General features: G+C 63.4%; 22 protein-coding genes. 10 read left to right on the top strand and 12 right to left on the bottom strand.

The window, feature by feature from the left end:
- Positions 1-70 precede the first annotated feature (70 nt).
- The 5 genes from bioD to bioB are packed head-to-tail and all read right to left on the bottom strand — an operon-like array spanning position 71 to position 4,539.
- Positions 71-751: a dethiobiotin synthase gene (gene bioD / locus QCL65_RS02565; RefSeq protein WP_407314578.1), complete on the bottom strand. Its 681-nt coding sequence runs from the start codon at positions 749-751 to the stop codon at positions 71-73.
- Positions 751-1,563: a malonyl-ACP O-methyltransferase BioC gene (bioC, locus tag QCL65_RS02560; protein WP_407314576.1), complete on the bottom strand. Its 813-nt coding sequence runs from the start codon at positions 1,561-1,563 to the stop codon at positions 751-753. The genes bioD and bioC overlap by 1 nt, the downstream gene beginning before the upstream one ends.
- Positions 1,556-2,287: an alpha/beta fold hydrolase gene (locus QCL65_RS02555; RefSeq protein WP_407314574.1), complete on the bottom strand. Its 732-nt coding sequence runs from the start codon at positions 2,285-2,287 to the stop codon at positions 1,556-1,558. Before QCL65_RS02555 ends, bioC begins: the two co-directional genes overlap by 8 nt.
- Positions 2,280-3,452, bottom strand: coding sequence for an 8-amino-7-oxononanoate synthase (gene bioF / locus QCL65_RS02550; protein ID WP_407314572.1), 1,173 nt, complete (start codon positions 3,450-3,452; stop codon positions 2,280-2,282). The genes QCL65_RS02555 and bioF overlap by 8 nt, the downstream gene beginning before the upstream one ends.
- Before the next feature lie 28 nt (positions 3,453-3,480).
- Positions 3,481-4,539 (bottom strand): biotin synthase BioB, encoded by a 1,059-nt coding sequence (bioB, locus tag QCL65_RS02545; RefSeq protein ID WP_407314570.1) that lies wholly within the window; start codon positions 4,537-4,539, stop codon positions 3,481-3,483.
- Between the two features lie 103 nt (positions 4,540-4,642).
- On the opposite strand from bioB, the gene QCL65_RS02540 reads away from it, so the two are divergent.
- The 5 genes from QCL65_RS02540 (at position 4,643) to rarD (ending at position 10,177) form a co-directional block, all read left to right on the top strand.
- Positions 4,643-5,380, top strand: a complete 738-nt coding sequence (locus QCL65_RS02540) for a ComF family protein (protein ID WP_407314568.1) — start codon at positions 4,643-4,645, stop codon at positions 5,378-5,380.
- A 52-nt stretch (positions 5,381-5,432) separates the two neighbouring features.
- On the top strand, positions 5,433-6,182 hold the full coding sequence (locus QCL65_RS02535; RefSeq protein WP_407314566.1) for a TOBE domain-containing protein: 750 nt from the start codon (positions 5,433-5,435) through the stop codon (positions 6,180-6,182).
- 99 nt (positions 6,183-6,281) lie between these two features.
- Positions 6,282-8,183, top strand: coding sequence for a PhoX family protein (locus QCL65_RS02530; RefSeq protein WP_407314564.1), 1,902 nt, complete (start codon positions 6,282-6,284; stop codon positions 8,181-8,183).
- Between the two features lie 71 nt (positions 8,184-8,254).
- On the top strand, positions 8,255-9,229 hold the full coding sequence (locus tag QCL65_RS02525; protein ID WP_407314562.1) for a serine/threonine protein kinase: 975 nt from the start codon (positions 8,255-8,257) through the stop codon (positions 9,227-9,229).
- 54 nt (positions 9,230-9,283) lie between these two features.
- Entirely contained in the window at positions 9,284-10,177 is an 894-nt protein-coding gene (gene rarD / locus QCL65_RS02520) for an EamA family transporter RarD (protein WP_407314560.1), read from the top strand.
- Here rarD and QCL65_RS02515 read toward each other — a convergent pair.
- Complete coding sequence (locus QCL65_RS02515) at positions 10,155-10,676, bottom strand: glycine cleavage system protein R (RefSeq protein ID WP_407314558.1); 522 nt, start codon at positions 10,674-10,676, stop codon at positions 10,155-10,157. The genes rarD and QCL65_RS02515 overlap by 23 nt on opposite strands.
- Positions 10,677-10,884: 208 nt before the next feature.
- On the opposite strand from QCL65_RS02515, the gene QCL65_RS02510 reads away from it, so the two are divergent.
- A complete protein-coding gene (locus tag QCL65_RS02510; RefSeq protein ID WP_407314556.1) occupies positions 10,885-13,056 on the top strand; it encodes a malate synthase G in 2,172 nt (723 codons plus the stop codon).
- Positions 13,057-13,199: 143 nt separating this feature from the next.
- Here QCL65_RS02510 and QCL65_RS02505 read toward each other — a convergent pair whose 3' ends face one another.
- Genes QCL65_RS02505 through pilG form a run of 6 tightly spaced genes read right to left on the bottom strand, consistent with a single transcriptional unit; the run spans position 13,200 to position 22,480 of the window.
- Positions 13,200-13,649 carry a chemotaxis protein CheW gene (locus QCL65_RS02505; protein WP_407314554.1) on the bottom strand — a complete coding sequence of 150 codons (450 nt, stop codon included), beginning with the start codon at positions 13,647-13,649 and terminating at the stop codon, positions 13,200-13,202.
- Positions 13,642-18,996, bottom strand: coding sequence for an Hpt domain-containing protein (locus QCL65_RS02500; RefSeq protein WP_407314552.1), 5,355 nt, complete (start codon positions 18,994-18,996; stop codon positions 13,642-13,644). The genes QCL65_RS02505 and QCL65_RS02500 overlap by 8 nt, the downstream gene beginning before the upstream one ends.
- Positions 18,997-19,022: 26 nt before the next feature.
- Positions 19,023-21,071 (bottom strand): methyl-accepting chemotaxis protein, encoded by a 2,049-nt coding sequence (locus tag QCL65_RS02495; protein WP_407314550.1) that lies wholly within the window; start codon positions 21,069-21,071, stop codon positions 19,023-19,025.
- 34 nt (positions 21,072-21,105) lie between these two features.
- Positions 21,106-21,645 carry a chemotaxis protein CheW gene (locus tag QCL65_RS02490; RefSeq protein WP_407316639.1) on the bottom strand — a complete coding sequence of 180 codons (540 nt, stop codon included), beginning with the start codon at positions 21,643-21,645 and terminating at the stop codon, positions 21,106-21,108.
- A 13-nt stretch (positions 21,646-21,658) separates the two neighbouring features.
- A complete protein-coding gene (gene pilH / locus QCL65_RS02485) occupies positions 21,659-22,024 on the bottom strand; it encodes a twitching motility response regulator PilH (RefSeq protein WP_407314548.1) in 366 nt (121 codons plus the stop codon).
- Positions 22,025-22,069: 45 nt separating this feature from the next.
- Positions 22,070-22,480, bottom strand: a complete 411-nt coding sequence (pilG, locus tag QCL65_RS02480) for a twitching motility response regulator PilG (RefSeq protein ID WP_407314546.1) — start codon at positions 22,478-22,480, stop codon at positions 22,070-22,072.
- 146 nt (positions 22,481-22,626) lie between these two features.
- On the opposite strand from pilG, the gene gshB reads away from it, so the two are divergent.
- The 4 genes from gshB (at position 22,627) to ruvX (ending at position 25,655) form a co-directional block, all read left to right on the top strand.
- Positions 22,627-23,580, top strand: a complete 954-nt coding sequence (gene gshB / locus QCL65_RS02475) for a glutathione synthase (protein WP_407314544.1) — start codon at positions 22,627-22,629, stop codon at positions 23,578-23,580.
- A gap of 102 nt (positions 23,581-23,682) precedes the next feature.
- Positions 23,683-24,585, top strand: coding sequence for a TonB family protein (locus tag QCL65_RS02470; protein ID WP_407314542.1), 903 nt, complete (start codon positions 23,683-23,685; stop codon positions 24,583-24,585).
- A gap of 60 nt (positions 24,586-24,645) precedes the next feature.
- The gene (locus tag QCL65_RS02465; protein WP_407314540.1) at positions 24,646-25,215 is read left to right on the top strand and encodes a YqgE/AlgH family protein; all 570 of its coding nucleotides are present in this window, start codon (positions 24,646-24,648) and stop codon (positions 25,213-25,215) included.
- Positions 25,215-25,655 carry a Holliday junction resolvase RuvX gene (ruvX, locus tag QCL65_RS02460; RefSeq protein ID WP_407314538.1) on the top strand — a complete coding sequence of 147 codons (441 nt, stop codon included), beginning with the start codon at positions 25,215-25,217 and terminating at the stop codon, positions 25,653-25,655. The genes QCL65_RS02465 and ruvX overlap by 1 nt, the downstream gene beginning before the upstream one ends.
- Positions 25,656-25,670 lie beyond the last annotated feature (15 nt).

Genomic DNA, 25,670 nt, shown 5'->3' with positions numbered 1-25,670 from the left:
TCTGACCATATCGCGTCAAAAAAAGCCCGTCAAAAACACTAATGAACCAAGATCAAGCGATAGTCAAAAGCTACTTCAAGCGGTCCAGGTGCAGATAATCCGCGACCAGGCTGGCGTGCGCATCGTCTAGCCGGGGGACCTGCCCCAGGCACGGCGCAGGGAGCTGCTCGGCCAGGGTGGCCAGGTTTTCTTGCAACCGCGACGTGGCAGGTTCGACGATATTGGCCACCCACCCGGCCAGCCTTAACCCGTCCCGCGCGATGGCTTCGGCGCTGAGCAAGGCGTGGTTAATGGCCCCTAGCCGAACCCCGACCACGAGAATCACCGGCAACTGCAGGGCTATGGCCAGATCCGATAGGTGAGCGCCCTCGGCCAGTGGCACGCGCCATCCCCCCGCCCCTTCGACCAAGGTGAAATCCGCGCACTGGGCCAAGATCCGCCGCATCGGTTCGGCCAGCGCCTCGACACTCAAGGCCACCCCCGCTTCGCGAGCGGCCAGGTGCGGGGCGATGGCGGGCTCGAATGCGTAGGGGTTGATCGCCGCGTAGGGCTGTTTCAGCGTGCTCTGCGCCATCAGCGCCAACGCGTCAGCATTGCGCCAGCCGTCGGCCGTCCACGCGCAGCCCGAGGCCACCGGCTTCGCTCCCAGGGTGCTCCAGCCTTGGCGGGCTGCGGCGTGGAGCAGGCCGGCCGCGACGGTGGTCTTGCCCACGTCGGTGTCGGTACCAGCGATAAAATACGCGTGTTGCATCAGGCGACTCCCATGGCTGGTTTGCTGAGCACGGCATACACCACCTGATAGGTGGCGGCCAGGCCGGCCTCGTCGCGGTAGGCCTCGTAAGCCTGCAACAGGCCCTGCAACCGCGCTCGCCCGGTCAGCCCGCCCGGGCGCCCCGGGTTGAGGTTATGGGCGCCCAGGGCCTTGAGTTCATGGGTCAGGGCGCGGACGTCGGGGTAGTGCAGTTGCCAGGGCTGTACCGTCAAGCGCTGCACCTGTAAGCCGCTGGCGGCGCACAATTGCTGATAGTCCTCGAAACGGCGAAAACGGTTCACATGCACCATGCCGTCCACCGCCCGCCAACTCTCGCGCAATTCGAACAGGGTGCCCGCACACAGGCTGCTGAAGGCCAGCGTCCCACCCGGCCGCAACACCCGTCGAGCTTCGGCCAGGACGGCGGCGAAGTCGGCGCACCATTGCAGCGCCAGGCTGGAAAAGATCAGCCCACAACTATTGTCGCGCAGCGGCAAGCGCTCGGCATCGCCAGCGATAAACGCGTATTCAGCGCCCTGGGCGCGAGCGTGGCGCAGCATGCCCTCGGCGATGTCCAGGGCCAGCCCCTGACCTGCGCCGAAGCGCTGTGCCAACTGGCGGCTGAAGTAACCGGTGCCGCTGCCCAGGTCCAGCCAGGCGCCGGCTTCTGGGGCAGCGGGCAACTGTTCGAGCAGCGCTTGCCCGACCCCGCGCTGCAAGGCCGCAACACTGTCGTAACTGGCGGCCGCGCGGGAGAACGACGCGGCCACTTGGCGCTTGTCGGGCAGGTGGGGCAACGCTAGGTCAGTCATCGGTACGCTCATGCATAAAGGCTTGTATCGCCGCCGCCACACCCTGAGGATCTTCCAGGACGAAGGCGTGGCTGGCCTGCTCGATCAGGCTAATGTGACGCTCAGGCATCAGCCGCGCCAATTGCTCTGCCGCGGCGCTGGGTACCAGAGCATCCTGGGCGGCAAACAGGTGCAACTGCGGGCCTTTGAAGGCCTGCAAGGCTTGGCGAGTGTCCAACTGCGCCAACAGTTGCAAGCTGGCGCTGAGTTCAGCGCCGGTGCTGGCCGGCGCCAGCGCGTTTAACTGTCGAGCCAGCGCCCGGCCCGTGGCAGCGCCTTGAGCGCACAGCAGGCCGAAGCGCTGCAGCGTGGCTTGTGGGTTGGCCCTGCAGGATTCAGCGAAGGCGCTGAAGTCGGCGGCTGGCATGGCGGCCGCCCAGTCTTCACGCGCCACGAAGCACAGGTTACTGGCCAAGCCGATCAACCCGCGACAGCCCTCGCCACGGCGCCCAGCCAGCTCGGCGGCGAGCATGCCGCCCAGCGACCAGCCTGCCAGCCAAGCGTGTGCAGGCAGGCGCGCATCCAACGCGTCCAGCCAACCCTGCAAATCGGCACCCAAGCCGCTGGGTAATGGCTCAAGTACGACTTCTAACTGCGGGTCCAGCGCTCGCAACGCGGCGGCCAGAGGTTCCAGGGGCCCCACCCCCAGCCCCCAGCCAGGCAGCAGCACCAATTGATCACGCATCTTCAGGCCCCAGCAATGGATAGCACTCAGCCAAACCTTCCAGTAAACGCTGGACCTGAGCCTGGCTATGGGCCGCCGTCAAGGTCACCCGCAAGCGGGCACTGCCTGCTGGAACGGTGGGCGGACGAATGGCCGTGACCAGCAAGCCCCGTTCACGTAACAGCTGCGAGAGGCGCAAAGCCCGCGCGCTGCTGCCGATCATGATGGGTTGGATCGGGGTAAAGCTGTCCATCAGCGCCAGGCCGATCTGTTCGGCGCCCTGGCGAAATTGGCGGATCAGGCTGGCCAGCTGTTCGCGCCGCCAGGTTTCGTGGCGCAACAGGCCCAGGCTTTTCAAGGTGGCGCAGGCCAACGCCGGTGGCTGGCTGGTGGTGTAGATATAGGGCCGGGCGAATTGCACCAAGGCTTCGATCAGCTCTTCGCTGCCAGCCACAAACGCACCCGAGGTACCAAAGCCTTTGCCCAGGGTGCCAATCAGCACCGGCACATCGTCCTGGCTCAGCCCGTAGTGTTCTACGATGCCCGCACCTTGCGCGCCCAATGGGCCGAAGCCATGGGCGTCATCGACCATCAGCCAGGCGCCCTTGGCCTTGGCGGTGGCCGCCAGGGCGGGCAAATCTGCGAGGTCGCCGTCCATGCTGAACACGCCGTCGGTGACCACCAGGGTGTTGCCGGTGGCTTTTTCCAGGCGCGTGGCCAGGCTGTGGGTATCGTTATGCAAGTAACGCTGAAAGCGCGCGCCACTTAAGCGCCCGGCATCCAGCAAAGAGGCGTGGTTAAGGCGATCCTGTAACACCGTATCGCCAGGGCCGACCAGGGCCGTCACCGCGCCCAGGTTAGCCATATAGCCCGTGGAGAACAGCAGCGCACGCGGGCGCCCGGTGAGGTCGGCGAGGGCTTCTTCCAATTCGTGGTGGGGCGTGCTGTGGCCGATTACCAAATGCGAAGCGCCGCCGCCCACCCCCCAGCGCTCGGCCCCGGCGCGCCAGGCCGCAATCACGTCAGGGTGGTTGGCCAAGCCTAGGTAGTCGTTATTGCAAAAAGCCAACAGCGGCTTGCCATCAACGACGACTTGCGGGCCTTGCGGGCTTTGCAACAGCGGGCGCTGCCGGTAAAGATCAGCGGCGCGACGCTCGGCCAAGCGCGCGCTCAAGTTGAAGAACATGCAGGCCTCTTAGGCAGCGGTCAAAGGGTCAGGCACTCGCCGCGTCGTAAAACAGAGCGCTGCTTTTTTGCTCCACCAGGGCCTGCTCGATGGCGGCCTGGTGCACTTCGTCGGCATGCTCTTCGCGGGCTTCAGGCTGGATGCCGAGGCGCGCGAACAGCTGCATGTCTTTATCGGCCTGGGGGTTGGCGGTGGTGAGCAGCTTGTCGCCGTAGAAAATCGAGTTGGCCCCGGCCAAAAACGCTAACGCTTGCATCTGCTCGTTCATGGCTTCGCGCCCGGCCGACAAGCGCACGTGGGACTGCGGCATCAGGATACGGGCCACCGCGAGCATGCGGATAAAATCGAACGGGTCGACGTCTTCGGCGTTTTCCAACGGCGTACCGGCCACTTTCACCAACATATTGATGGGCACCGACTCGGGGTGTTCGGGCAGGTTGGCCAGCTGGATCAACAAGCCAGCGCGGTCGTCCAGCGACTCGCCCATGCCCAGGATGCCACCGGAACAGATCTTCATGCCCGCATCACGCACGTACGCCAGGGTTTGCAGGCGCTCGCTGTAGGTGCGGGTGGTGATAATACTGCCGTAGAACTCTGGGGAGGTGTCCAGGTTGTGGTTGTAGTAGTCCAGGCCCGCTTCGGCCAGGGCTTGGGTCTGCTCGAGGTCGAGCTTGCCCAGGGTCATGCAGGTTTCCAGGCCCATGGCCTTGACCCCGGCAACCATCTGCAACACATAGGGCATGTCCTTGGCCGACGGGTGCTTCCAGGCGGCGCCCATGCAGAAACGGGTCGAACCAATGGCCTTGGCGCGCGCGGCTTCGTCGAGCACCTTGCGCACTTCCATGAGTTTTTCTTTTTCCAGGCCGGTGTTGTAGTGGCCGGACTGCGGGCAGTACTTGCAGTCTTCCGGGCACGCGCCGGTCTTGATCGACAGCAGGGTCGACACCTGCACGCGGTTGGCGTTGAAATGCGCCCGGTGCACGCTTTGCGCCTGGAACAGCAAGTCGTTGAACGGCTGGACAAACAAGGCCTTGACCTCGGCCAGGGACCAGTCGTGACGAAGAGTTGCAGAACTGCTGGCGCTCATCGGCGTTTCCTTGATTATGCTAGGGGCGAGTGCCGGGGGCCGGGAATATCCACAGGCGCGGCACGGCTATTGCGAGACTTGCAGGCATATTCAAGGAGGAGCCATGCGCTGTCAACCGTCTACTCTACAGCGATTCTACATCTGGTTAAAAAACAACCAAACTTGTTTGCTGTGCGATGAGCCAGCCGACACCGCCCACCCGATCTGCTCGCCCTGTGAGGGCGACCTGCCCTGGTTGCAGGAGCGCTGCAAAGTCTGTGCGCTGCCGCTGGCCCTCGACGACATGACCTGCGGGCAATGCCTGCGCCGCCCGCCCGCCTTCACCCAGGTCGAAGTGCCTTGGCATTATGCCTTCCCCCTGGACAGCCTGATTGGCCAATTCAAACACCAAGGGCGGTGGCCGTTGGGGCGCCTGCTGGGCGATCTGCTCGGGCAATGGCTGCAGCATCGCTATGCCGAAGGCTTGCCCCGGCCGCAACGGTTACTTCCGGTGCCCATGGCGGCCAAGCGCTTGCGCCAACGGGGCTTCAACCAGGCCGCGCTGCTGGCGCGCTGGCTGGCCTCAGCCCTGGGCATCCCCTGTGACGAAAACCTGCTGCGCCGGCCACACCATCGGCAAGCCCAGCAAGCGCTCAACGCCAAAGCCCGGCGCCACAACCTGCAGGGGGTTTTCACCCTGGCCGCCGAAGACTGCGTAGAGGGCCAACACCTGGCCGTGGTCGACGACGTGCTCACCACCGGCGCCACCGCCCACGCGCTGGCCCAACTGCTACGTCAGGCGGGCGCCGCACGGGTCGACATCTATTGCCTGGCCCGCACCCCCAAACCGAACCACGCTTGACTTGCCCGGCAGGCCGGGGCAACGTCGGGCAAGCCCACTCGAAACCACCACCATGCCCCTGCCTAGCCTGCTCAGCCAACACCTACTGCGCCGCCCCCAACGCATCGCCCTGCTGCAACACATCGCCGAACAGGGCTCCATCACCCGCGCCGCGAAAAGCGCGGGGCTCAGCTACAAGGCGGCCTGGGACGCCATCGACGAACTGAACAACCTGGCCAACGCCCCCCTGGTGGAGCGTGCCGTGGGTGGCAAAGGCGGCGGCGGCGCACGCTTGTCGGCCGAGGGCGAACGGGTACTGCGCCTGTACCTCAAGCTGCAAGCCATGCAGGCCCAGGTACTGGAGGCGGCTGAACAGGCCAGCGATCTGGATCTACTGGGGCGCTTGATGCTGCGCACCAGTGCGCGCAATCAGTTGCATGGCCGCGTTCATGCCGTGCAACCCCAGGGCCGCAACGACTTACTGAGCCTGGCATTGAGCAACGGCTTGCAGATAAAAGCGCTAATTACCCACGACAGCACCTTGCGTCTGGAGTTGGCGGAGGGGGCCGAGGCATTTGCTTTGATCAAGGCTGGCTGGGTGAACGTACACAACGCTACCGCCGAGATTCCCTATGGCCAGAATTGCTTCCAAGGCCGCGTCGCCCAAGTATTCAACGATAATGAAGGACCTTGTGAATTAAGCATCACTGTCAGCAACGGCCCGACCTTTTGTGCACTGGCAGAGCCGGGCTGTTTTAGCGAAGGCGAGAGCGTGCAGATCTCGATCGCACCGAGCGCGGTATTGATCGGTATCGCGCCTTAACGCTGTTCCTAGGGGCAATCTTTTCCCCGTCAGCACACTGCAATACCCCCGTCACATCCACCCCCTATGGTATGCGCACAAACCGTAGGGAGCGCCGTGATGAAACTACTAGAAGAAAACCAGTCCACCGATCTCGAAAACCTGGTCGGCGTTAGCCGCCGTGGCTTTATCAGTGCGGGGGCCATTTGCGGCGCCGCGATGTTCTTGGGCGGTAACCTGTTGAGCCGCAGCGTGCTGGCCGACGGTGTAAGCCAAGGCAACCGTGCGTTGCTGGGCTTCAAAGGGATTGCGGCGAACACGGGTGACGGTATCAACTTGCCGGCAGGCTACGAAGCCCGGGTATTGATCAGTTGGGGCCAACCGCTGCACCGCAACGGCCCGGCGTTCGACCCGAGCGGCAAGGGCTCGGCGCAAGATCAGGAGCAGCAGTTTGGCGACAACAACGATGGCATGAGCCTGTTTCCGTTCGCGGACGATAAAAATCGCGCGCTGATGGCCATCAATAACGAATACACCAACTACGAATACCTCTTTGCCCACGGCAAGGCGCCGCAGTCGGCGGCCGACGTGCGCAAGGCACTGGCGGCCGAAGGGGTGTCGGTGATCGAAATCCAGCGCCGGGAAAAGCGCTGGGAATTCGTGCAAGGCTCCAAGTACAACCGTCGAATCCATGGCAACACGCCGATGCGGGTGAGCGGCCCGGCGGCCGGCCATGCGTTGCTCAAGACCGGCGATGACCCTACAGGCACCTACGTACTGGGCACTTTCCAGAACTGCGCGAACGGCAAGACGCCGTGGGGTACCTACCTGACCTGCGAAGAAAACTTCACCGATTGCTTCGGTAGCACCGATGCCACGCTGAAGTTCGACGCCGCACAAAGCCGCTACGGCGTTAGCGTGGCGGGCAGCGGCAACGATTGGCACCTGTACAACCCACGCTTCGACCTGGCGCAAAACCCCAACGAATTGAACCGCCACGGCTGGGTGGTGGAAATCGACCCGTTCGACCCCAAATCGCAACCGGTCAAGCGCACAGCGCTGGGCCGCTTCAAGCATGAAAACGCCGCCTTTACCGAAACCAAAGATGGCCGCGCCGTGGTCTACATGGGCGACGACGAACGTGGCGAGTTTATCTACAAGTTCATCAGCCGCGACCGCGTCGACCACGCCAACCCCAAAGCCAACCGCGACTTGCTCGACCACGGCCGCCTGTACGTCGCGCGGTTCACCGCCGGTGACGGCAACGCCGATCACCCCAGGGGCAAGGGTATCTGGCGCGAACTGCGCCATGGCAAGAATGGCCTGGACGCCAGCAACGGTTTTGCTAACCAGGCTGAAGTGTTGATCCACGCCCGCCTGGCTGCCAGCCAACTGCAAGCTACACGCATGGACCGCCCCGAGTGGATCGTGGTCAGCCCCAAGGACGGCCAGGTCTATTGCACCCTGACCAACAACTCCAAGCGCGGTGACGACGGCATGCCAGTAGGCGGCCCCAACCCACGGGCGAAGAACATCTACGGGCAAATCCTGCGCTGGCGTGAAAACGGCGACGATCACGCCGCCATGGGCTTTACCTGGGACCTGTTCGTGGTGGCGGGCAACCCCAGCGTCAACCCCGGTACGCCCCGTGCAGGCTCGTCGAACATCACCCCGCAGAACATGTTCAACAGCCCCGATGGCCTGGCGTTCGACGCCGACGGCCGCCTGTGGATACAGACCGACGGCGACAGCAGCAACAAAGGCGACTTCGCTGGCATGGGCAACAACCAGATGCTTTGCGCCGACCCGGACAGCGGTGAAATCCGCCGCTTCATGGTCGGCCCGGTCGGCTGTGAAGTGACCGGTGTGAGCTTCGCCCCGGACCAGCGCACGCTGTTCATCGGTATCCAGCACCCAGGCAGCGGCGGCGGTTCGACCTTCCCGGACAAACTGCCCAACGGCACGCCGCGCTCGTCGGTGATTGCCATCACCCGCGACGATGGCGGGATCATCGGGACCTGAGTTCCGTCCCCATGACGGCCGCGTCTGCGCTACCATGGCGGACGCGGCAGCCTGCCGCGGCAGGAGTCAGCATGTCACACCCGTTTGAAACACTTACCCCCGATCTCGTGCTCGACGCTGTAGAAAGCATCGGCTTTCTCAGCGACGCGCGCATCCTTGCGCTTAACAGCTATGAAAATCGCGTCTACCAAGTGGGCATCGAAGACGGCGAGCCGCTGATCGCCAAGTTCTACCGCCCCGCGCGCTGGACCAACGCCGCTATTCTCGAAGAACACGCCTTTACCGCCGAGCTGGCAGACTGTGAAGTACCGGTGGTTGCACCCATGGTGCACAACGGTGAAACCCTATTCGAGCACGCAGGCTTTCGCTTCACCCTGTTCCCCCGGCGTGGCGGGCGCGCCCCGGAACCCGGCCACTTGGAGCAGCTTTACCGTCTTGGGCAACTGCTGGGGCGCTTGCATGCCGTGGGCGCCACACGCCCCTTCGAGCACCGCGAAGCGTTGGGCGTGCAGAACTTCGGCCACGATTCGCTCAATACCATTCTAGAAGGTAACTTCGTCCCCCGTGGCCTGCTGCCGGCGTATGAGTCGGTGGCCCGCGACCTGCTCAAACGGGTCGAACAGGTCTACCGCGATACGCCGCACCAGAATATCCGCATGCATGGCGACTGCCACCCCGGCAACATGATGTGCCGCGATGAGGTGTTTCATATCGTCGACCTCGACGACTGCCGCATGGGCCCCGCGGTGCAGGACCTGTGGATGATGTTGGCCGGGGACCGCCAGGAATGCCTCGGCCAGCTCTCGGAGTTGATGGACGGCTACAGCGAGTTCCACGACTTCAACCCGCGCGAACTGGCCCTGATCGAACCCCTGCGCGCCCTGCGCCTGATGCACTACAGCGCCTGGCTGGCCCGCCGCTGGGACGACCCGGCGTTCCCCCGCAGCTTCCCCTGGTTTGGCAGCGAGCGTTATTGGGGCGAGCAGATCCTGGCCCTGCGCGAGCAACTGGCGGCGTTGAACGAAGAGCCATTGAAGCTGTTCTGAATTTCACTACAAAAATACGGCGTGCCCACGAGCACGCCCTCGCAAGGACTTGCCATGCACCCTGCCAATCTGCGCAAAGGCTACCTTCTAGGCCTGGGCGCCTATGTCAGCTGGGGGTTTATCCCGCTTTACTTCAAAGCCCTGCACAGTGTCGCGCCGGTGGAAATCATCGTCCACCGGGTGCTCTGGTCGGCGTTGTTCGGCAGCCTGTTACTGCTGTTCTGGAAGCACCCTGGGTGGTGGCGCGAGCTGCGCGAAAATCCTCAGCGCCTGGCCATTCTGGCCCTCAGCGGCAGCCTGATCGCGGGGAATTGGCTGGTGTATGTGTGGGCCGTGAACGACGGACGCATGCTCGAAGCCAGCCTGGGCTACTACATCAACCCCTTGGTCAACGTGCTTCTGGGCATGCTCGTGCTGGGCGAGCGCTTGCGCCGCTTGCAGTGGCTGGCCGTGGGCCTGGCCTTGTTTGGGGTATTGCAGCAGCTGTGGCAGCTGGGCAGCCTGCCGTGGGTATCGCTGGCGCTCGCGTTGAGCTTCGGGTTCTACGGTTTGATCCGCAAACGCGCGCCCGTGGCCGCGCTGCCCGGGCTGGTGGTGGAAACCTGGTTGTTGGTGCCGATTGCCCTGGGCTGGGCCCTGCTGCACCCGGCGGCGCAAAGCCTGCAGGGTGACTTTCTGACCAGCACCGAGGTGCTTTGGCTGGTGGCCGCCGGCCCTATCACCCTGGCGCCGCTGATCTGTTTCAACGCTGCCGCTCGGCACCTGCCCTATACCTCCCTGGGCTTCCTGCAATACCTGGCGCCGACCATTGTGCTGATTCTTGCCGTTACAGTATTCGACGAGCAGTTGTCTGGGCCGGCGCTCGCATCTTTCGCGTTCATTTGGCTGGGCCTGGTGATCTATAGCCTGGACATTTGGCTCAACCTCAAACGGCGGGCTCAGGGCTAGACAGCTCCACAATCAGGTCGTCGGCCAGGGTTTCCAGGCTCGTCTGCAAGGCTTCCAGCGTGAGGCCCACAGGCACCGCCAGCGTGGCGTCGGCGTGGAATAACGACTCGCTACTCATGGGCGCCGGCAGTACGTCGGTGCTCAAGCCTTCAACGTTGACCCCCTGCTCCGCCAGCACCCGGGTGATGTCGCGAACGATCCCTGGGCGGTCGTTGCCCACAAGCTTCATCACGATAGTCCGGGCTTCAGCGGCCTGGCCCTGGCCACTTTGTGCTACCAATACGCGAATGCCTTGCTCGCTCAGAGCTTGCAACGCCGCCTTCAAAGCTTCAGCGGAATCGGCCGGTACGGCCACCCGCAGAATGCCGGCAAACTGCCCGGCCATGCGTGCCATACGGCTTTCCAGCCAGTTACCCTCGTGGATGGCAATGCATTGGGCAATGCGTTCGACCACGCCCGGTTTGTCAGCGGCAATCACAGTGAGCACTAAATCGTCCACGGGAAACTCCTTATACAGGGGACGAAAGTATAGGCCACAAAACGGTATACAGTTTCCGCCCATGCGTGGAACAATTCCCCATTGGCAGCCGTTGCAGCGCGTAACCAAGCGCTTGCACTTGCAGCTGCCCTTGGCTCATGTAGTATTCGCCAGCAACCACTACATAATCATTAGAACGCGCAAACCGCAGAGCAGAGTGAGGCAAGCAATGACTCAATACGTTCAAGTCGGTGACCTTCAGGTCGCTCGCACCCTGTTCGACTTCGTCAACCACGAAGCCATCCCTGGCAGTGGCGTGAATGCCGAGCAATTCTGGGCCGGGGCGGCAGCGCTGATCCACGACCTGGCACCGAAAAACCGCGCCCTGCTGGCCAAGCGTGATCATCTGCAAGGGCAAATTGACGCCTGGCACCAGGCCCGCCAGGGTGTGGCCCACGACGCCGCAGCCTATAAGGCCTTCCTGCAAGAGATCGGTTATCTGCTGCCGGAAGTGGCTGATTTTCACGTGAGCACCGAACAGGTCGACGACGAAATCGCCCGCATGGCCGGCCCGCAGTTGGTCGTCCCGGTGATGAACGCACGCTTCGCCCTCAACGCTTCCAATGCCCGCTGGGGTTCGCTGTACGACGCGCTCTATGGCACCGATGCCATTAGCGAAGCCGACGGTGCCGAGAAAGGCCAGGGTTACAACAAGGCCCGCGGCGATAAAGTGATCGCCTTTGCCCGTGCCTTTCTCGACCAGGCCGCGCCACTGGCCGCAGGTTCCCATGTCGACTCAACGGCCTATCGCATCATCAATGGCCAGTTGGTGGTCAGCCTCAAAGGCGGCAGCAACACCGGCTTGCACGATGACGCCCAACTGCTGGGCTACCGGGGCGAGGCACAAGCCCCCAGCGCCCTGCTGCTGAAGAACAACGGCTTGCACTTCGAAATCCAGGTCGATGCCAGCAGCCCGATCGGCCAGACCGACCCCGCCGGCGTCAAAGACATCCTGATGGAAGCGGCGCTGACCACCATCATGGACTGCGAAGACTCCATTGCCGCCGTCGACGCCGACGACAAGGTGGTGGTGTACCGCAATTGGTTAGGCTTGATGAAAGGCGACCTGGCCGAACAGGTCAGCAAAGCCGGCACCACCTTCACCCGCACCATGAACGAAGACCGCCTCTACACCGCCCTGGACGGCAGCGAATTGGCCCTGCATGGCCGGTCACTGCTGTTCGTGCGCAACGTCGGCCACTTGATGACCATCGATGCGATCCTCGACGCCCAAGGGCAGGAAGTGCCTGAAGGGATTCTCGACGGCTTGCTCACCAGCCTCACGGCGATCCACAGCCTCAACGGCAACAACACCCGGCGCAACAGCCGTACCGGCTCGGTGTACATCGTTAAGCCGAAGATGCATGGCCCCGAAGAAGCGGCCTTTACCAATGAGCTGTTCGGGCGCATCGAAGACGTACTGGGCCTGGCCCGCAACACCCTCAAGGTCGGCATCATGGATGAGGAGCGGCGCACGACCGTCAACCTCAAAGCCTGTATCCAGGCGGCCAGCGAGCGTGTGGTGTTTATCAACACCGGTTTCCTCGACCGTACGGGTGACGAAATCCACACCTCCATGGAGGCCGGCGCGGTAGTGCGCAAAGCGCAAATGAAGGCGCAAAAGTGGATCAGCGCCTACGAGAACTGGAACGTCGACATTGGTCTGGGGGCCGGCCTGCAGGGCCGCGCGCAGATCGGCAAAGGCATGTGGGCCATGCCCGACCTGATGGCCGCCATGCTTGAGCAGAAGATCGCCCACCCTCTGGCGGGTGCCAACACGGCCTGGGTTCCCTCGCCGACCGCTGCTGTGTTGCATGCGCTGCATTATCACCAGGTCGATGTGTTCGCCCGCCAAGCCGAACTGGCCCAACGCGAGCGCGCCTCCCTCGACGACATCTTGAGCATCCCTTTGGCGCCCGACACCAACTGGTCGGCCGATGAGATCCAGCAGGAACTGGACAACAATGCCCAAGGCATCCTTGGCTACGTGGTGCGCTGGATCGACCAGGGCGTCGGCTGTTCGAAAGTGCCTGACATCCACGATGTCGGCCTGATGGAAGACCGCGCCACCCTGCGAATTTCCAGCCAGTTGTTGGCTAACTGGTTACGCCACGGCGTGGCCAGCGAAGCGCAAGTGCGCCAGAGCCTGGAGCGAATGGCAGCGGTGGTCGACCGGCAGAACGCCCATGACCCGCTGTATCAGCCGATGGCAAGCAACCTGGCGGACAACATCGCCTTCCAGGCGGCGCTGGAGCTGGTACTCGAAGGGGCCAAGCAACCCAACGGCTACACCGAACCGGTACTGCACCGCCGCCGCCGCGAGTTCAAAGCCAAAGCCTGATGGCACCGTAGGAGGGGGCTTGCCCCCGATCTTTTGATCTTGGCGATCTTGGCGATCTCTAGATCAGACCTTGGATAGAGATCGGGGGGGCATTGGTAAAGATCGGGGGCGAGCGGAACGCCGCCCGGCCCCCTCCTACGCGGTTATTGATTGAAAAATAACGCTTCCAGCCCTTCGATATCCGGCACCCGTGCCACCGACTCGCCTACCTGCACGGCGGCCAATTCCAGCGCCGCCAGGGGCACGTCGACATAACTCAATTGGCTGTCCAGCTTGCATGAACGGGGGATGCCCTGAATCAGCAGGGCGATAAAGCGCAACGGGTGATCGCCCAAGGCATTGAGGACCACGATACGCGCCCGCTCGCCCAGGGGAGAGGCCCCGCCGCAGGCGGCTTCGAAGCCCAACAAGGGCAGTTGCAAATCGCGCCAGGTGATCATGCCCAGATGCCACGCCGGCGCATTGGCGACCGGGGTGCCCGGCTGGTAGTCGATCAGTTCGGCCACCGCGACGTTGGGCAACAACAGGGTGCGGTCGCTCAAGGGTAGCAGCAGGCCGGTCAGGCTCACTTGGCGGCTCTGGGCTTCAGCCATGGGGTTCGCTCCAGTGCTGGATGCTTTGCAGCAATTGCGCCTCTTGATAGGGCTTGCCCAAATATTCGTTGACCCCCACGGCCAGGGCGCGGTCGCGGTGTTTCTGGCCCGTGCGCGAGGTAATCATGATGATCGGCAGGTGTTGGGTGCGGCTGTCCTGGCGGATTCGCGTCGCCACTTCAAAGCCGTCCATGCGCGGCATCTCGATGTCCAGTAACACGATGTCGGGGCGGTGCTCCTGCAACAAGGCCATGGCGTCGACGCCATCTTTGGCGGTCAGCACGCTCATGCCATGGCGCTCCAGCAGGCGCCCGGTCACCTTGCGGACCGTGACCGAATCGTCCACCACCATCACCAATTTTTTGCGCACCGGTTCGCTGTCGGTCGCTGGCGGCGCGGCCTGGCCGTGGCGGCCGATCTGGTGGGCATGGCGCAGGTGCAAAGCGCGCAGTTGGCCCGGCAGGTCGAGAATCAGCACGACATTGCCGTCACCCAGAATGGTCGCGCCGGACAACCCGGCCACTTGAGCGAAGGCTGGCCCCAGGCTTTTCACCACAATCTCGCGGGCGCCCAGAATGGCGTCCACTTGAACGGCAACTTGTTGGTCATGGGCTTGCACCAGCAATACCGGAAGGGGCTCGCTTTGGCCCAGTAGGGGCACCCTGGGCCGGGCATGCAGTAATTGGTCGAGGTAGTGCAGATCGAAGCGGCGCCCGGCGTACTCGTAGCGCGGTGGGGCCAGTGGGTAGCAGGCCTCAAGCTCGGTGGGCAGCACGCGCACGATGCCCTCGATGGTATTGAGCGGGATCGCGTACTGGGCGTCGGCACACTGCACCATCAAGGCGCGGTTGACCGAGACGGTAAACGGCAAGCGGATGTGGAAGCGCGCGCCTTTACCTGGCGCTGAGTCGATGCTCATGGCCCCGCCCAATTGCTTGACCTCTTCATGCACCACGTCCATGCCCAGGCCCCGCCCGGAGATCTGGGTGATCTTGGCCGCCGTGGAGAACCCAGGTTCCAGAATGAACTGCAGCACGTCGTGGTCGCTCAGTTCGCTGTCGGCGTCGATCAGGCCCCGCGCTATGGCTTTTTGGCGTACCGCCTGCAACGGCACGCCCGCACCGTCATCACTGACTTCGATCACCATGTCGGCGCCATCGTGCAACAGCTCTAGGGTGATCGACCCTTGCGCGGGCTTACCTAAGAGGATGCGCTCGGCAGTGGGCTCCAGCCCATGGTCGACCGCGTTGCGCAACATGTGCTCAAGGGGCGCGAGCATACGCTCAAGCACGCTGCGGTCCAGCTCGCCCTGGGCATTGAGCACCTGCAACTCGACGTCCTTGCCCAACTCTGCCGCCACCTGCCGCACCACCCGGCGCAAGCGCGGCACCATGCGCTCGAAGGGCACCATGCGGGTGCGCATCAAGCCTTCTTGCAGGTCAGTGTTGACGCGCGCCTGCAGCTGCAACAGCGCTTGCGCATCCTGGTTGCTAACGGCGAGGGTTTCCTTGAGGTCGAGCAAGTCCGAGGCCGACTCGAACAGCGCCCGTGACAACTGCTGCAACTGGGAATGGCGGTCCATTTCCAGCGGGTCGAAGTCTTCGTAACCTTGGCGCTCGTGGTCAGCGTGTTGGCGGCTGAGGATGCGCCCCTGAGTCTCGGTGTCCAGGCGCCGCAACTGGTCGCGCATGCGCTCGATGGTGGTTTCCATCTCATGCAGCGCGGCCTGGGCATCCTCCACTTGCTGTTCGATGCGCCCATGCAGGATCGAGGTCTCCCCGGCCAAGTTGCCCAGGGACTCGAGTAAATCGCCGGGGACTTTGACCATATCGGCCCCCAGGCCCGTGGGCTCGGCTGTGCTGCGCGCACGCTCGGCCGGCGCCAACGCGGGAACGGGCGGGGCCGCGAGCACCGCTGCCGGGGGGCCCTCCAACCAATCGCGCGCCCGCTTGATCAGGACGTCGGCAGCCGGCAGCGGCTCGCCCGCACGCACCGCTTCAAGCATCTGCGCCAGCCGGTCGTGGCCGCCTTGCAGCACGCTGAATAAAGCCACATCGGCCTGGCGCACGCCGCTGGATAACTGTTCGTAGAGGTACTCCAGTTCGTGGGCCAGATCGCCGATAGGGGCAATTTCGACCATCCGCGCGCCCCCTTTGAGGGTGTGCAGGTCCCGCAACAGGTTCTCGACTTCGATGCTATTACCCGGCTCGGCGCGCCAGCGTAATAACGCGGCACCGGAGCTTTCGACGATATCGAAGCCTTCTTCAAGGAAGACCTCCAGCAGTTCGGGGTCGGCCCCCTCGCTAGCCGCAGCTGTGTCGGGCCCCGCGGGGTCGGCCTCAGGGGCCGCTTCGCGCAGGCCGTCCAAGGCGTCGAGCAGCGACTCCAGCTCACTGGGTGGGGCGCCGTGGGGCAGAGTATCAAGCAGCTCGCGCAGCTGCCGGTGGGCCTGGGGTAGCACCACTCGGGCCGCCGGGGAAACGTTGAAATAGCGCTCCAGCATGCCCTCATACAGGGCCTCCAAGGCCTCGGCCAACACCGCTACGGCGTCCACGTGGGCCAACCGCGCGCCGCCGCCGAGGCTGTTCAGGTCACGCTGCAACGCGGCCAGCGGGCCCCGCACATCCGGCTCTGCCAGCCAGCGCTGCAAGGCCGTGTCGGCACTGTCGAGAATGTCTGTGGCTTCCTCCAGAAACATCTGCAACAGTTCATCATTGGCCGCCGGCGCGATAGGCGCAGCAGCCTCGCCGATGTCGCGAATACGCCGCCCGCCCTGGTCGATCAGGCCCGTGGCCGCAGGGTCGAGGGCGCCGTCGAGCAGGTTGCGCAAAGCCGCTAAGCGCTCGGGTTGGGCCTGCACTTGCTGGCCAACGGCCAATTGATCGAGCATGCCGATCAAGGCTTCGTGGGCCAGCGCCGCCTCGGCAAAAAACCTGTCACTGACGGCCAGGCTGCTTTCTTCAACCGCGCCGTAAACGTCCAGCAGCGCCTCGCAGAGGTCGTCCATGGACGCCAGATCGGCCAAATGCGCGCCCTCCCCCAGGGTGGTCAACTCATCGAGCAACGTGGTGAGCTCATGGCGCGAGCCTGGGTGTTCGCGCCATTGCTGCAACAGCGACTCGGCCTCCAGCAGAATGTCCAGGCCCTGGTTGAGAAAGCTCGACAGCAGGGGCTGGCGCTCGGCGCCGGAGCTGGTGTCGATGCCCTCGAGCCGCTGAGCCAGACGCTGCTCGACCTCGCTGATCAACCCCGCCGCCCCGTCGATCAGCGCCAGTGGCGCCACGGGCAGATGGCTCAGGGTCATGCGCAGCAATGCTTCGGCGGTTTCCAGTAAATGGATGTCGTAGATTTCCAGCGGCAGTTGGTGCGCTTTTAATTCCCGCACCAAGCGGTCCAGGGGCGCCATCAACTCAGCGATCGGCAGCACCCCAGCCACTGAAGCACTGCCTTTGAGGGTATGCAATGCACGCAATAAGTCGTTGCTGATGACGGCACTCATCTCGCCATCCACTGCCCCCAGGAAGGCGTCGAGGCTGGCCAGATGCGTCGCGGCCTCGCTGCGGAAAACCTCCAGTAATGAAGCGTCCAGGCCGTCATCACGCAGCGCTACCTTGGCGGCTGTGGTGCTGGAGTTACCAAGGGCCAAAGCCTGGGCGCGCTCGGCCAAGCCATCGACGTCGTCGCGCGGGCGCGCTTGCCCGCGGCCGAATTCGTCGATCACTTCAGGCAACAGCTCAAGCGCTTCCTCCACCAGATCCAGCACTTCAGGGCCGGCCGCAATGCGCCGCTCGATCACCCGATTGAGCAGGTTTTCCACCGCCCAGGCCAGCTCCCCCACGACCTCAGCGCGAACCATGCGGCCACTGCCCTTGAGGGTATGAAAAGCCCGGCGCATTTCCACCAAGGGGCCATGTTGCTCTAAGTGTTCGAGCCACTGCGGCCATTGCTCGCGCAGTATTTCAAGCAATTCGGCCGTTTCTTCAAGGAACACGTCGCGCAGGTCTTCGTCCACCGCCGCATCGCTCTCTAGCAGCGTAGAGCTGGCCGGGCCTGCGCCCACGGGCGAATCAAGCGCACTGGCCGGCGTGCCGAAGACATTGGCCAGGGCCTGTAGATCCAGCGCTGGCGGCGGCGTGACGGGCGCCGAGGCGTCGACCCTGGCAGGCGCCAACGCCAGCAAGCTGCGCTCAGCCAGGTCCAACAATGGCTCGTCGGGGGCCTCGGCATCTTCACCCAGGCGCTCCAGGTAGTACTCGATACTGCTGATGGCGTCGGCCAGGTTGTCCAGTTGGGCCCAGCCCGGTTGGTCGGGCTCGGCCAGCAAGTGCGTACTGATATAGCCGTTGCACTGGGCTAGCAGCGCCGCCGCGCGGGGCAACGGAACCATGGCCAGGGCGCCGCGTAACTGCGTTAACAGCGCCGGCAGCGGCTCCATGCGTTGGCGGTCCCACTGCGACTCAATGTAATCGACGATCAAGTCCTTGGCCTGCTGCAGGCCAAAGCGTGCTTCACGAATGACCAACTGGCGGATCTGGCTCAGGTCGGCGCGGTTGCTAGGCTCGTTGTGGCCGACCATACCTGCCAGCGTAGCCTCGACGTACAGCAGCGCACCGGCGACATCCTGCAGCACGGCATCCGCAGGCGGTTGCTGGCCTTGGGCCAAGCTGTGCAGCAACGCCGCCTGGTCGGTGATCACCTTGCGCGGCTGGGCGAAGCCGAGCACGGCCAGGGTATCGGCGATCTGCCGCAGGGCCGGTAGCAGGCCGCCCAACTCAGCCCATTGCTGCCGATCGCCGTGCACGAACAGGTCAAGCTGCTCCTTGACCCGCACCAGCTCTTCGCACAACGCGCCAACCACACTGCGCATGGCATCCCGGTCGGGCAACGCCACGCTGAGGTCGGCCACCGGCTGTTCGAGCAATGGCTGGGCCGCTTCCACCGGCTCATGCAAAGGCCCCACGCCGCGGGCGGCGCGCAGGTCATTGAGCAATGGCAGCAGCACCTCGGGTAAGTCAGCCCGGGCCAGGTGCACGCGTTCCAGGTAAGCGGGCAGTAGCTCGAAGGCACGGTGCAGCCATTGCACGGCATCCGCCTGGCGTTCGACTTCACCACTGGCCAAGGCGATGGCGAGCTGCTCCAGTTCCTCGGCCAAGCGCTCAGCGCCAGCAAACGCCAACACCGTGAGGCTACCGTGAACCTGGTGCAGGCAATTGAGGCATTGAGCCATGGCAGCGTCCGAGCGCGGCCCGTCGATAAAGGCGTCCAGGGCGGTACGGGCCTCTTTCAAGGTCTCGGCAATCTCGCCCTTGACCCATTCCAGGGCCACGTAATCATGCTGCTCAGTCATGCTGACGCCCAAAACCGTTCATGCGCTCAAGGCTCCTCGGGCACGGCTGGCAGGGTGAAACCCGACACCGAGCGGCGCATTTCGCTGGCCATGCGGGCCAGGTTACCGATGCTTTCGGCGGTCGCGCTGGAGCCCGAGGAGGTCTGTTCGGTGATCTGCTGAATCACCGACATGGTGTGGGAAATCTGCCCGGCCGAGCTGGTTTGCTGCTGAGCCGCATTGGAAATGGTCTGAATGAGCGCCGCGAGGTCTTCGGATACGCTTTCGATCTCTTCCAAGGCCACGCCGGCGTCTTGCGCCAGAGCCGCGCCGCGCACCACCTCGGTGGTGGTTTGCTCCATGGAAATCACCGCTTCATTGGTGTCATTTTGAATGGCACGCACCAGTGTTTCGATTTGCCGCGTGGCCGAGGATGAGCGCTCAGCCAGGCGCTGTACTTCGTCGGCGACCACCGCAAAGCCGCGCCCGGCCTCGCCGGCCATGGAAGCCTGAATCGCCGCGTTCAAGGCCAGAATATTGGTTTGCTCGGCAATGTCGTCGATCAGGCTGACAATATCGCCAATCTCTTGGGAAGACTCGCCGAGGCGCTTGATCCGCTTGGAGGTGTCCTGGATCTGCTCGCGGATGTTGTCCATCCCACGAATGGTGTTGTGCACCACCTCATTGCCTTTGTTGGCGATGGTCACCGAACGCTCCGCGACCTTGGCCGACTCCCAGGCATTGGTCGACACCTGGTCAATCGACTGTGCCATATCGCTGATTGCCATGGAGGCATCGCTGATCTGCTGCGCCTGATGCTCCGAAGCCCGGGCCAACTGGCGCGCCGTGGCTTGGGTTTCCTGCACAGCGGCAGCGACCTCCTCGGCGGTCAGGTTGATGGTCACCACCAGTTCGCGCAACTGGTCGATGGAGTAGTTGATGGAGTCGGCGATGGTGCCGGTGAACTCCTCGGTGACCGACGCCGTGACCGTCAGGTCGCCATCGGCCAGGTCCTCGATTTCGTCCAGCAAGCGCATGATCGCGTTCTGATTGCGTTCGTTTTTCTCGGCGGTGGCGCTTAGTTGGCGGCGGGTTTCGCGCACCATCACCAAGGCGATCAAAATGATCGACGCCAGCGCGGCCAGGCCGAGTATGTAGCCCCCGATGCTACCCAGCGAACGGCCGCCGGCCTGGCGTTCCAGGGCACTGGCCAGTTGCGAGGTCTCGTCGAGCAGGGTTTGCGACAGGCTGAAGATGCTGCTGGCCGAGGCGCGCACGTCGAACAGTTCAGGGGAGGTTTCGAGGATTTCATCGACCGAGCCGGAGACGAACTGGAACAGCTCGGCGATCTCATGCAGGCGCGCCTGTGCGGCGCTGTCGGTGACCTGGGTCACTTTGATAGCGGCATCGCCTTCCAGCATGCCGTTGAGCACTTGGCCGAAGCGGTTGGCATCGCGGCCAAAGGACTCCGCCGCCAAAGACGCCGATTCATCCCCGGCCAGCACCGTATTGACCGAGCCCAAAATGCGCTCTGCCAGCAACGATTGGCGCTGCGCCACCGCCACCTGGTTAGCAGGGGCGCCCCGCTGGAGAAGGATTTCAACGACCTTCTCGTACTCCACCTGCAGTTGCGGCACCGTCTCGGACAGGGTCGCCGCCACCTGGTGCAACGACAGCACGGTTTGTTCGTTCTGCAGAATCACATCGGTGCTGCGGCGCAGGCGCTCCCAGTCGCGCTGCACCGCGGCCATCTCGGCGTGCACTGTCCTGCGCACCGCCGGCAGCCCGGACTTGCTGTCGCCCTGGCGCAGATAGCCCCAACGCACGTCGAAATCATCGCGCGCGTCGGCCAGCGACTTGAACGCTTCGGACTTGCCCGAGGCCGCTTCGCTGGCGTTCTTGGCAATGCGCTGGGACAGCACCCGCAGCTCGCCAGCATGGCCGATGTATTGTTTGTCGTAGGTCGACTGGGTGTTCAGGTAGGCGAAATTCGCGAACAGCAAAACGATGAACACGATCAAGGCCACGAACAGCACTGCAATCTGCGCACTGGCCCGCGAGCCCTGCAAGCTGTTGCCAGCCAATCCCTTCAACATGTTCAGGCCCCCGCCTGTAAGGCTAGTGAACGACTCAGAGCGCGACGCTCATAAAACCCGATGCTTGCACTAAAGCGTAGGGGCTAAACACACACCAGGCCTGCTCGCGCTGGAAATAACCTTGTACGAACGGTGCGATACCGGGGTCAAGTACCCCCGGCTGCGATAGATCGTGACCGGCCAGGGAAAAATGCTGCAACCCGGCGACTTCGTCCACCAACAGCCCGACGAACACGTCGCGGTGCTCGACGATCAGCACCCGCCGTTGTTTACGCAGCGGGCTCAGCTCGTAACCGAAATACGCGCACAGGTCCATGATCGGCAGCAGCCGCCCGCGCAGGTTGGACACCCCTCGAACCCAGGGTTTGACCCCTGGAATGGGGGTCAAGCGCGGCTCGTGCAACACCTCCGCCACTTCGCCCATGGGCGCTACGTGCCACTGCCCGGCCAGGCGAAAGCCTATGCCGCTCCAGCGGTGCAGGGGCGCCTCTTGAGAGGGCAGCACCGCTGCGCGCGCGCGGCAGCGTTGGTCGATGTCCAGTAACAGGTCGAAGGCGGTACGCCGACGGGCCAGGTTCATGCCCGCATCAGCCTTGCAGCACCGCGTTTAGCGTGCTTACCAGGGTGTCTTCGTCGACCGGTTTGGTCAGGTACTCCCTGGCCCCTTGCCGAGTGCCCCAGACCTTGTCGGTTTCCTGGTCTTTGGAGGTGATGATAATCACCGGAATGGCGCTCGTTTCCGGGTCTTTGGTCAACTGGCGAGTGGCCTGAAAACCATTGAGGCCTGGCATGACGATGTCCATCAGTACCGCATCGGGTTTTTCCTGGCGCGCCAGGGCCACACCGTCGGCGCCGTTTTCGGCCTTGAGCACTTGATGCCCGTGCTTTTCCAGCATGCCGGACAGCTTGTACATTTCAGTGGGTGAATCATCGACGATCAGAATTCGAGCCATACTCTTCCCCATAGCGGATACTGGTTCGACCACGCGGCAGCGCGGTCAGTGTGCTTTGTGTGGCGCGGCAATGAACCCCGGCACATGGGCCTCGATCGCACCGAGCAGTTCATCTTGGCTGAACGGCTTGGAGAGGAATTGATCGGAGCCCACGATGCGCCCTTTGGCTTTGTCGAACAGGCCGTCACGCGATGACAGCATGATCACCGGCGTCGCCTTGAAAGCGCTGTTGTTCTTGATCAGGGCGCATGTCTGGTAACCGTCCAGGCGCGGCATCATGACATCGACAAAGATAATCCCTGGGTGGTTGTCGGCGATCTTGGCCAAAGCGTCAAAACCGTCCACTGCGGTGATGACCTCGCAGCCGACGTTCTTCAAGAACAACTCGGCGGTGCGCCGGATCGTCCCGGAATCGTCGATCACCATCACCTTGAGCGCTGCGGGCTGCTGTTCCATGAAAGACTCTTGAATGGCGGACACACGTCGAATTTGGCGCCAGGCGAGTCTTTTTAGCACACTCTCAACTTGACCGCACGCGCGTGCAGCGCCACCCTGAGCGACTTTGTACAGCACACCGGCGCCCGCCGACGAGAGGAATCAACATGACCGTTCGCCTCGGTATTGTGATGGACCCCATCGCAAACATCTCCTACAAAAAGGACAGCTCGCTGGCCATGCTCCTGGCCGCCCAGGCCCGTGGCTGGACGCTGTTCTACATGGAAATGCAAGATCTCTTCCAGAGTGAAGGCCAGGCGCGCGCGCGCATGCGCCCGTTGAAGGTGTTCGCCGACCCGCAACATTGGTTCGAACTGGAAGCCGAAACTGACGCACCGCTGGCCGACCTCGACGTCATTCTGATGCGCAAGGACCCACCCTTCGACCTGGAATTCATCTACGCCACTTACCTGCTGGAACAAGCCGAAACCGCAGGCGTGCTGGTGGTGAACAAGCCGCAGAGCCTGCGCGACTGCAACGAAAAACTGTTCGCAACGCTGTTCCCCCAGTGCACCCCGCCGACCCTGGTCAGCCGCCGTGCCGACATCCTGCGCGAATTCGCCGCCAAACACGGCGACGTGATCCTGAAACCTTTGGACGGCATGGGCGGCGCTTCGATTTTCCGCCATCGCCCGGGCGACCCCAACCTCTCGGTGATTCTGGAAACCCTCACCGCCCACGGCACTCAGCAGATCATGGCGCAAGGGTACCTGCCGGCCATCAAGGATGGCGACAAGCGCATCCTGATGATCGACGGCGAACCGGTCCCCTACTGCCTGGCGCGCATTCCGGCCGCCGGCGAAACCCGTGGCAACCTGGCCGCAGGCGGGCGCGGCGAAGCACGCCCGTTGAGCGACAAAGACCGCTGGATCGCCGAGCAGATCGGCCCGACGCTGCGCGAGAAAGGCTTGCTGTTCGTAGGCCTGGACGTGATCGGCGAGCACCTGACTGAAATCAACGTGACCAGCCCGACCTGTATCAGAGAAATCGACAACGCCTTTGGGACTGACATTGGTGGCCAATTGATGGACGCCATTGATCGTAAGCTCAAGGCCCGCTGACGGGCCGGCAAGGGCAACACCGCCAAGTGGGTTATGATGCACGCCCATTTCCATGACTGGGCGTTGCCGCATTGCCCCAGGTGCAAGACTGCTGGATATTCAATGACTTCTGCTGCCGACCTTACCCCTGAACCGCTTCGCGCCACCGTGCGCCCGGCGGATCGGCTCGGTTTCACGCTGTTCGTGGCGGCCCTGCTGCACTTGGCGCTGTTGTTAGGCGTGGGGTTCAGCATGGATAAGCCGCCGACCATCAGCAAGACCCTGGAAATCACCCTGGCCACGTTCAAAAGCCAGGCGCCGCCCAAGGATGCGGACTACCTGGCCCAGGACAACCAGCAAGGTAGTGGCACCCTGGAGAAAAAGGCGGTGCCCAAGACCACCGAGGTCGCACCGTTTCAAGACAACAAAATCAACAAAGTCACCCCTCCGCCAGCGGTCAAGCAGCCGCAGCCCAAGCCCGCGCCTGAAAAGAAGGCCGTGGCCACTGTGGCACCTGCCCCGCGCAAGACCGAGAGCAAACCGGCCGAGGTCAAGCAACAGGAAAAACCCAAGACCCCAACCCCCGACTTCGACAGTTCGCAACTCTCCAGCGAAATCGCCAGCCTTGAGGCTGAGCTGTCCAATGAACAGCAGGCCTATGCCAAGCGACCGCGCATCCACCGCTTGAGTGCGGCCTCGACCATGCGCGACAAAGGCGCCTGGTACAAGGACGATTGGCGCAAGAAAGTCGAGCGCATCGGCAACCTGAACTACCCAGACGAAGCGCGCCGCCAGCAGATCTACGGCAGTTTGCGCCTGATGGTGTCGATCAACAGCGACGGCTCGCTGTATGAAGTGCTGGTGCTTGAATCGTCGGGGCAGCCGCTGCTCGATCAGGCCGCGCAACGTATCGTCCGCCTGGCCGCGCCGTTTGCCCCGTTCACCGGCGATCTGGCCGATGTCGACCGGCTGGAAATCATCCGGACCTGGCGTTTCGCCAAAGGTGACCGACTGTCGAGCAACTGATCCCGATAAAACTGCATCACCAACTTGTCTTGCCGGTCCGCCGAAGCCACACTAAGCCCTATGAAAAACGTCGAAGCGACTTACCTCAAGCATCAGTTCCTGATCGCCATGCCGCACATGGCTGACCCGAACTTCGCGCAGACCTTGACCTACATCGTCGAGCACACGGCCAATGGCGCCATGGGCCTGGTGGTCAATCGCCCGCAAGAGCTCAACTTGGCCGATATCCTTGAGCAATTGCGCCCGGACATCGAACCGCCAACGGCCTGCCAGGCCGTTCCCATCTACATCGGCGGCCCGGTGCAAACCGACCGCGGGTTCGTGCTGCACCCCAAGGGCATGAAGTTTCAGGCCACGGTGGAGCTGGGTGATATCGCCTTGTCCACTTCCCAAGACGTGCTGTTCGCGATTGCCGACGGCATGGGCCCCGCGCAAAGTTTGATCACCCTGGGTTATGCGGGCTGGGAAGCTGGCCAACTGGAGGCCGAGCTCGCCGACAATGCCTGGCTGAACTGTCCCTTCGACGCTGACATCCTGTTTGCCACGCCGTCAGAGATGCGCCTCAATGCCGCCGCTGCGCGGCTGGGCGTCAACCTCAGCTTGTTGACCAGCCAGGCGGGCCACGCCTGATGGCAGGTGTGCGTCTACTCCTGGGTTTCGACTATGGCACCAAGCAAATCGGCGTTGCCGTTGGCCAGGTGATCACCGGATCGGCCCGCGAACTGTGCACCCTCAAAGCGCAGAATGGCGCCCCCGACTGGGCCAAGGTCGAAGCGCTGATCGCCGAGTGGAAGCCTGACGCCATTGTCGTAGGCCTGCCGCTGAACATGGACGGCACCCCCAGCGAAATGAGCGAGCGCGCAGAAAAATTTGCCCGCCGCCTTAATGGCCGCTTCAACGTGCCCGTGCATACCCACGACGAACGCCTGACCACGTTCGAAGCCAAGGGCGAGCGCATGAGCCGTGGCGGGCAGCGCGGCAGTTACCGTGATAACCCCGTGGACGCCATCGCCGCCAAGCTGCTGCTGCAAGGCTGGCTGGAAGCCCACGCCGGAACGTTCGATTCCTGATAGTCGTCTCACCTG

The organism is Pseudomonas sp. nanlin1 (assembly GCF_045571515.1).
Classification (GTDB): domain Bacteria; phylum Pseudomonadota; class Gammaproteobacteria; order Pseudomonadales; family Pseudomonadaceae; genus Aquipseudomonas.
The sequence above is the reverse complement of the archived record's forward strand: the minus strand, read 5'-3'. Positions and strand labels throughout refer to the sequence as shown.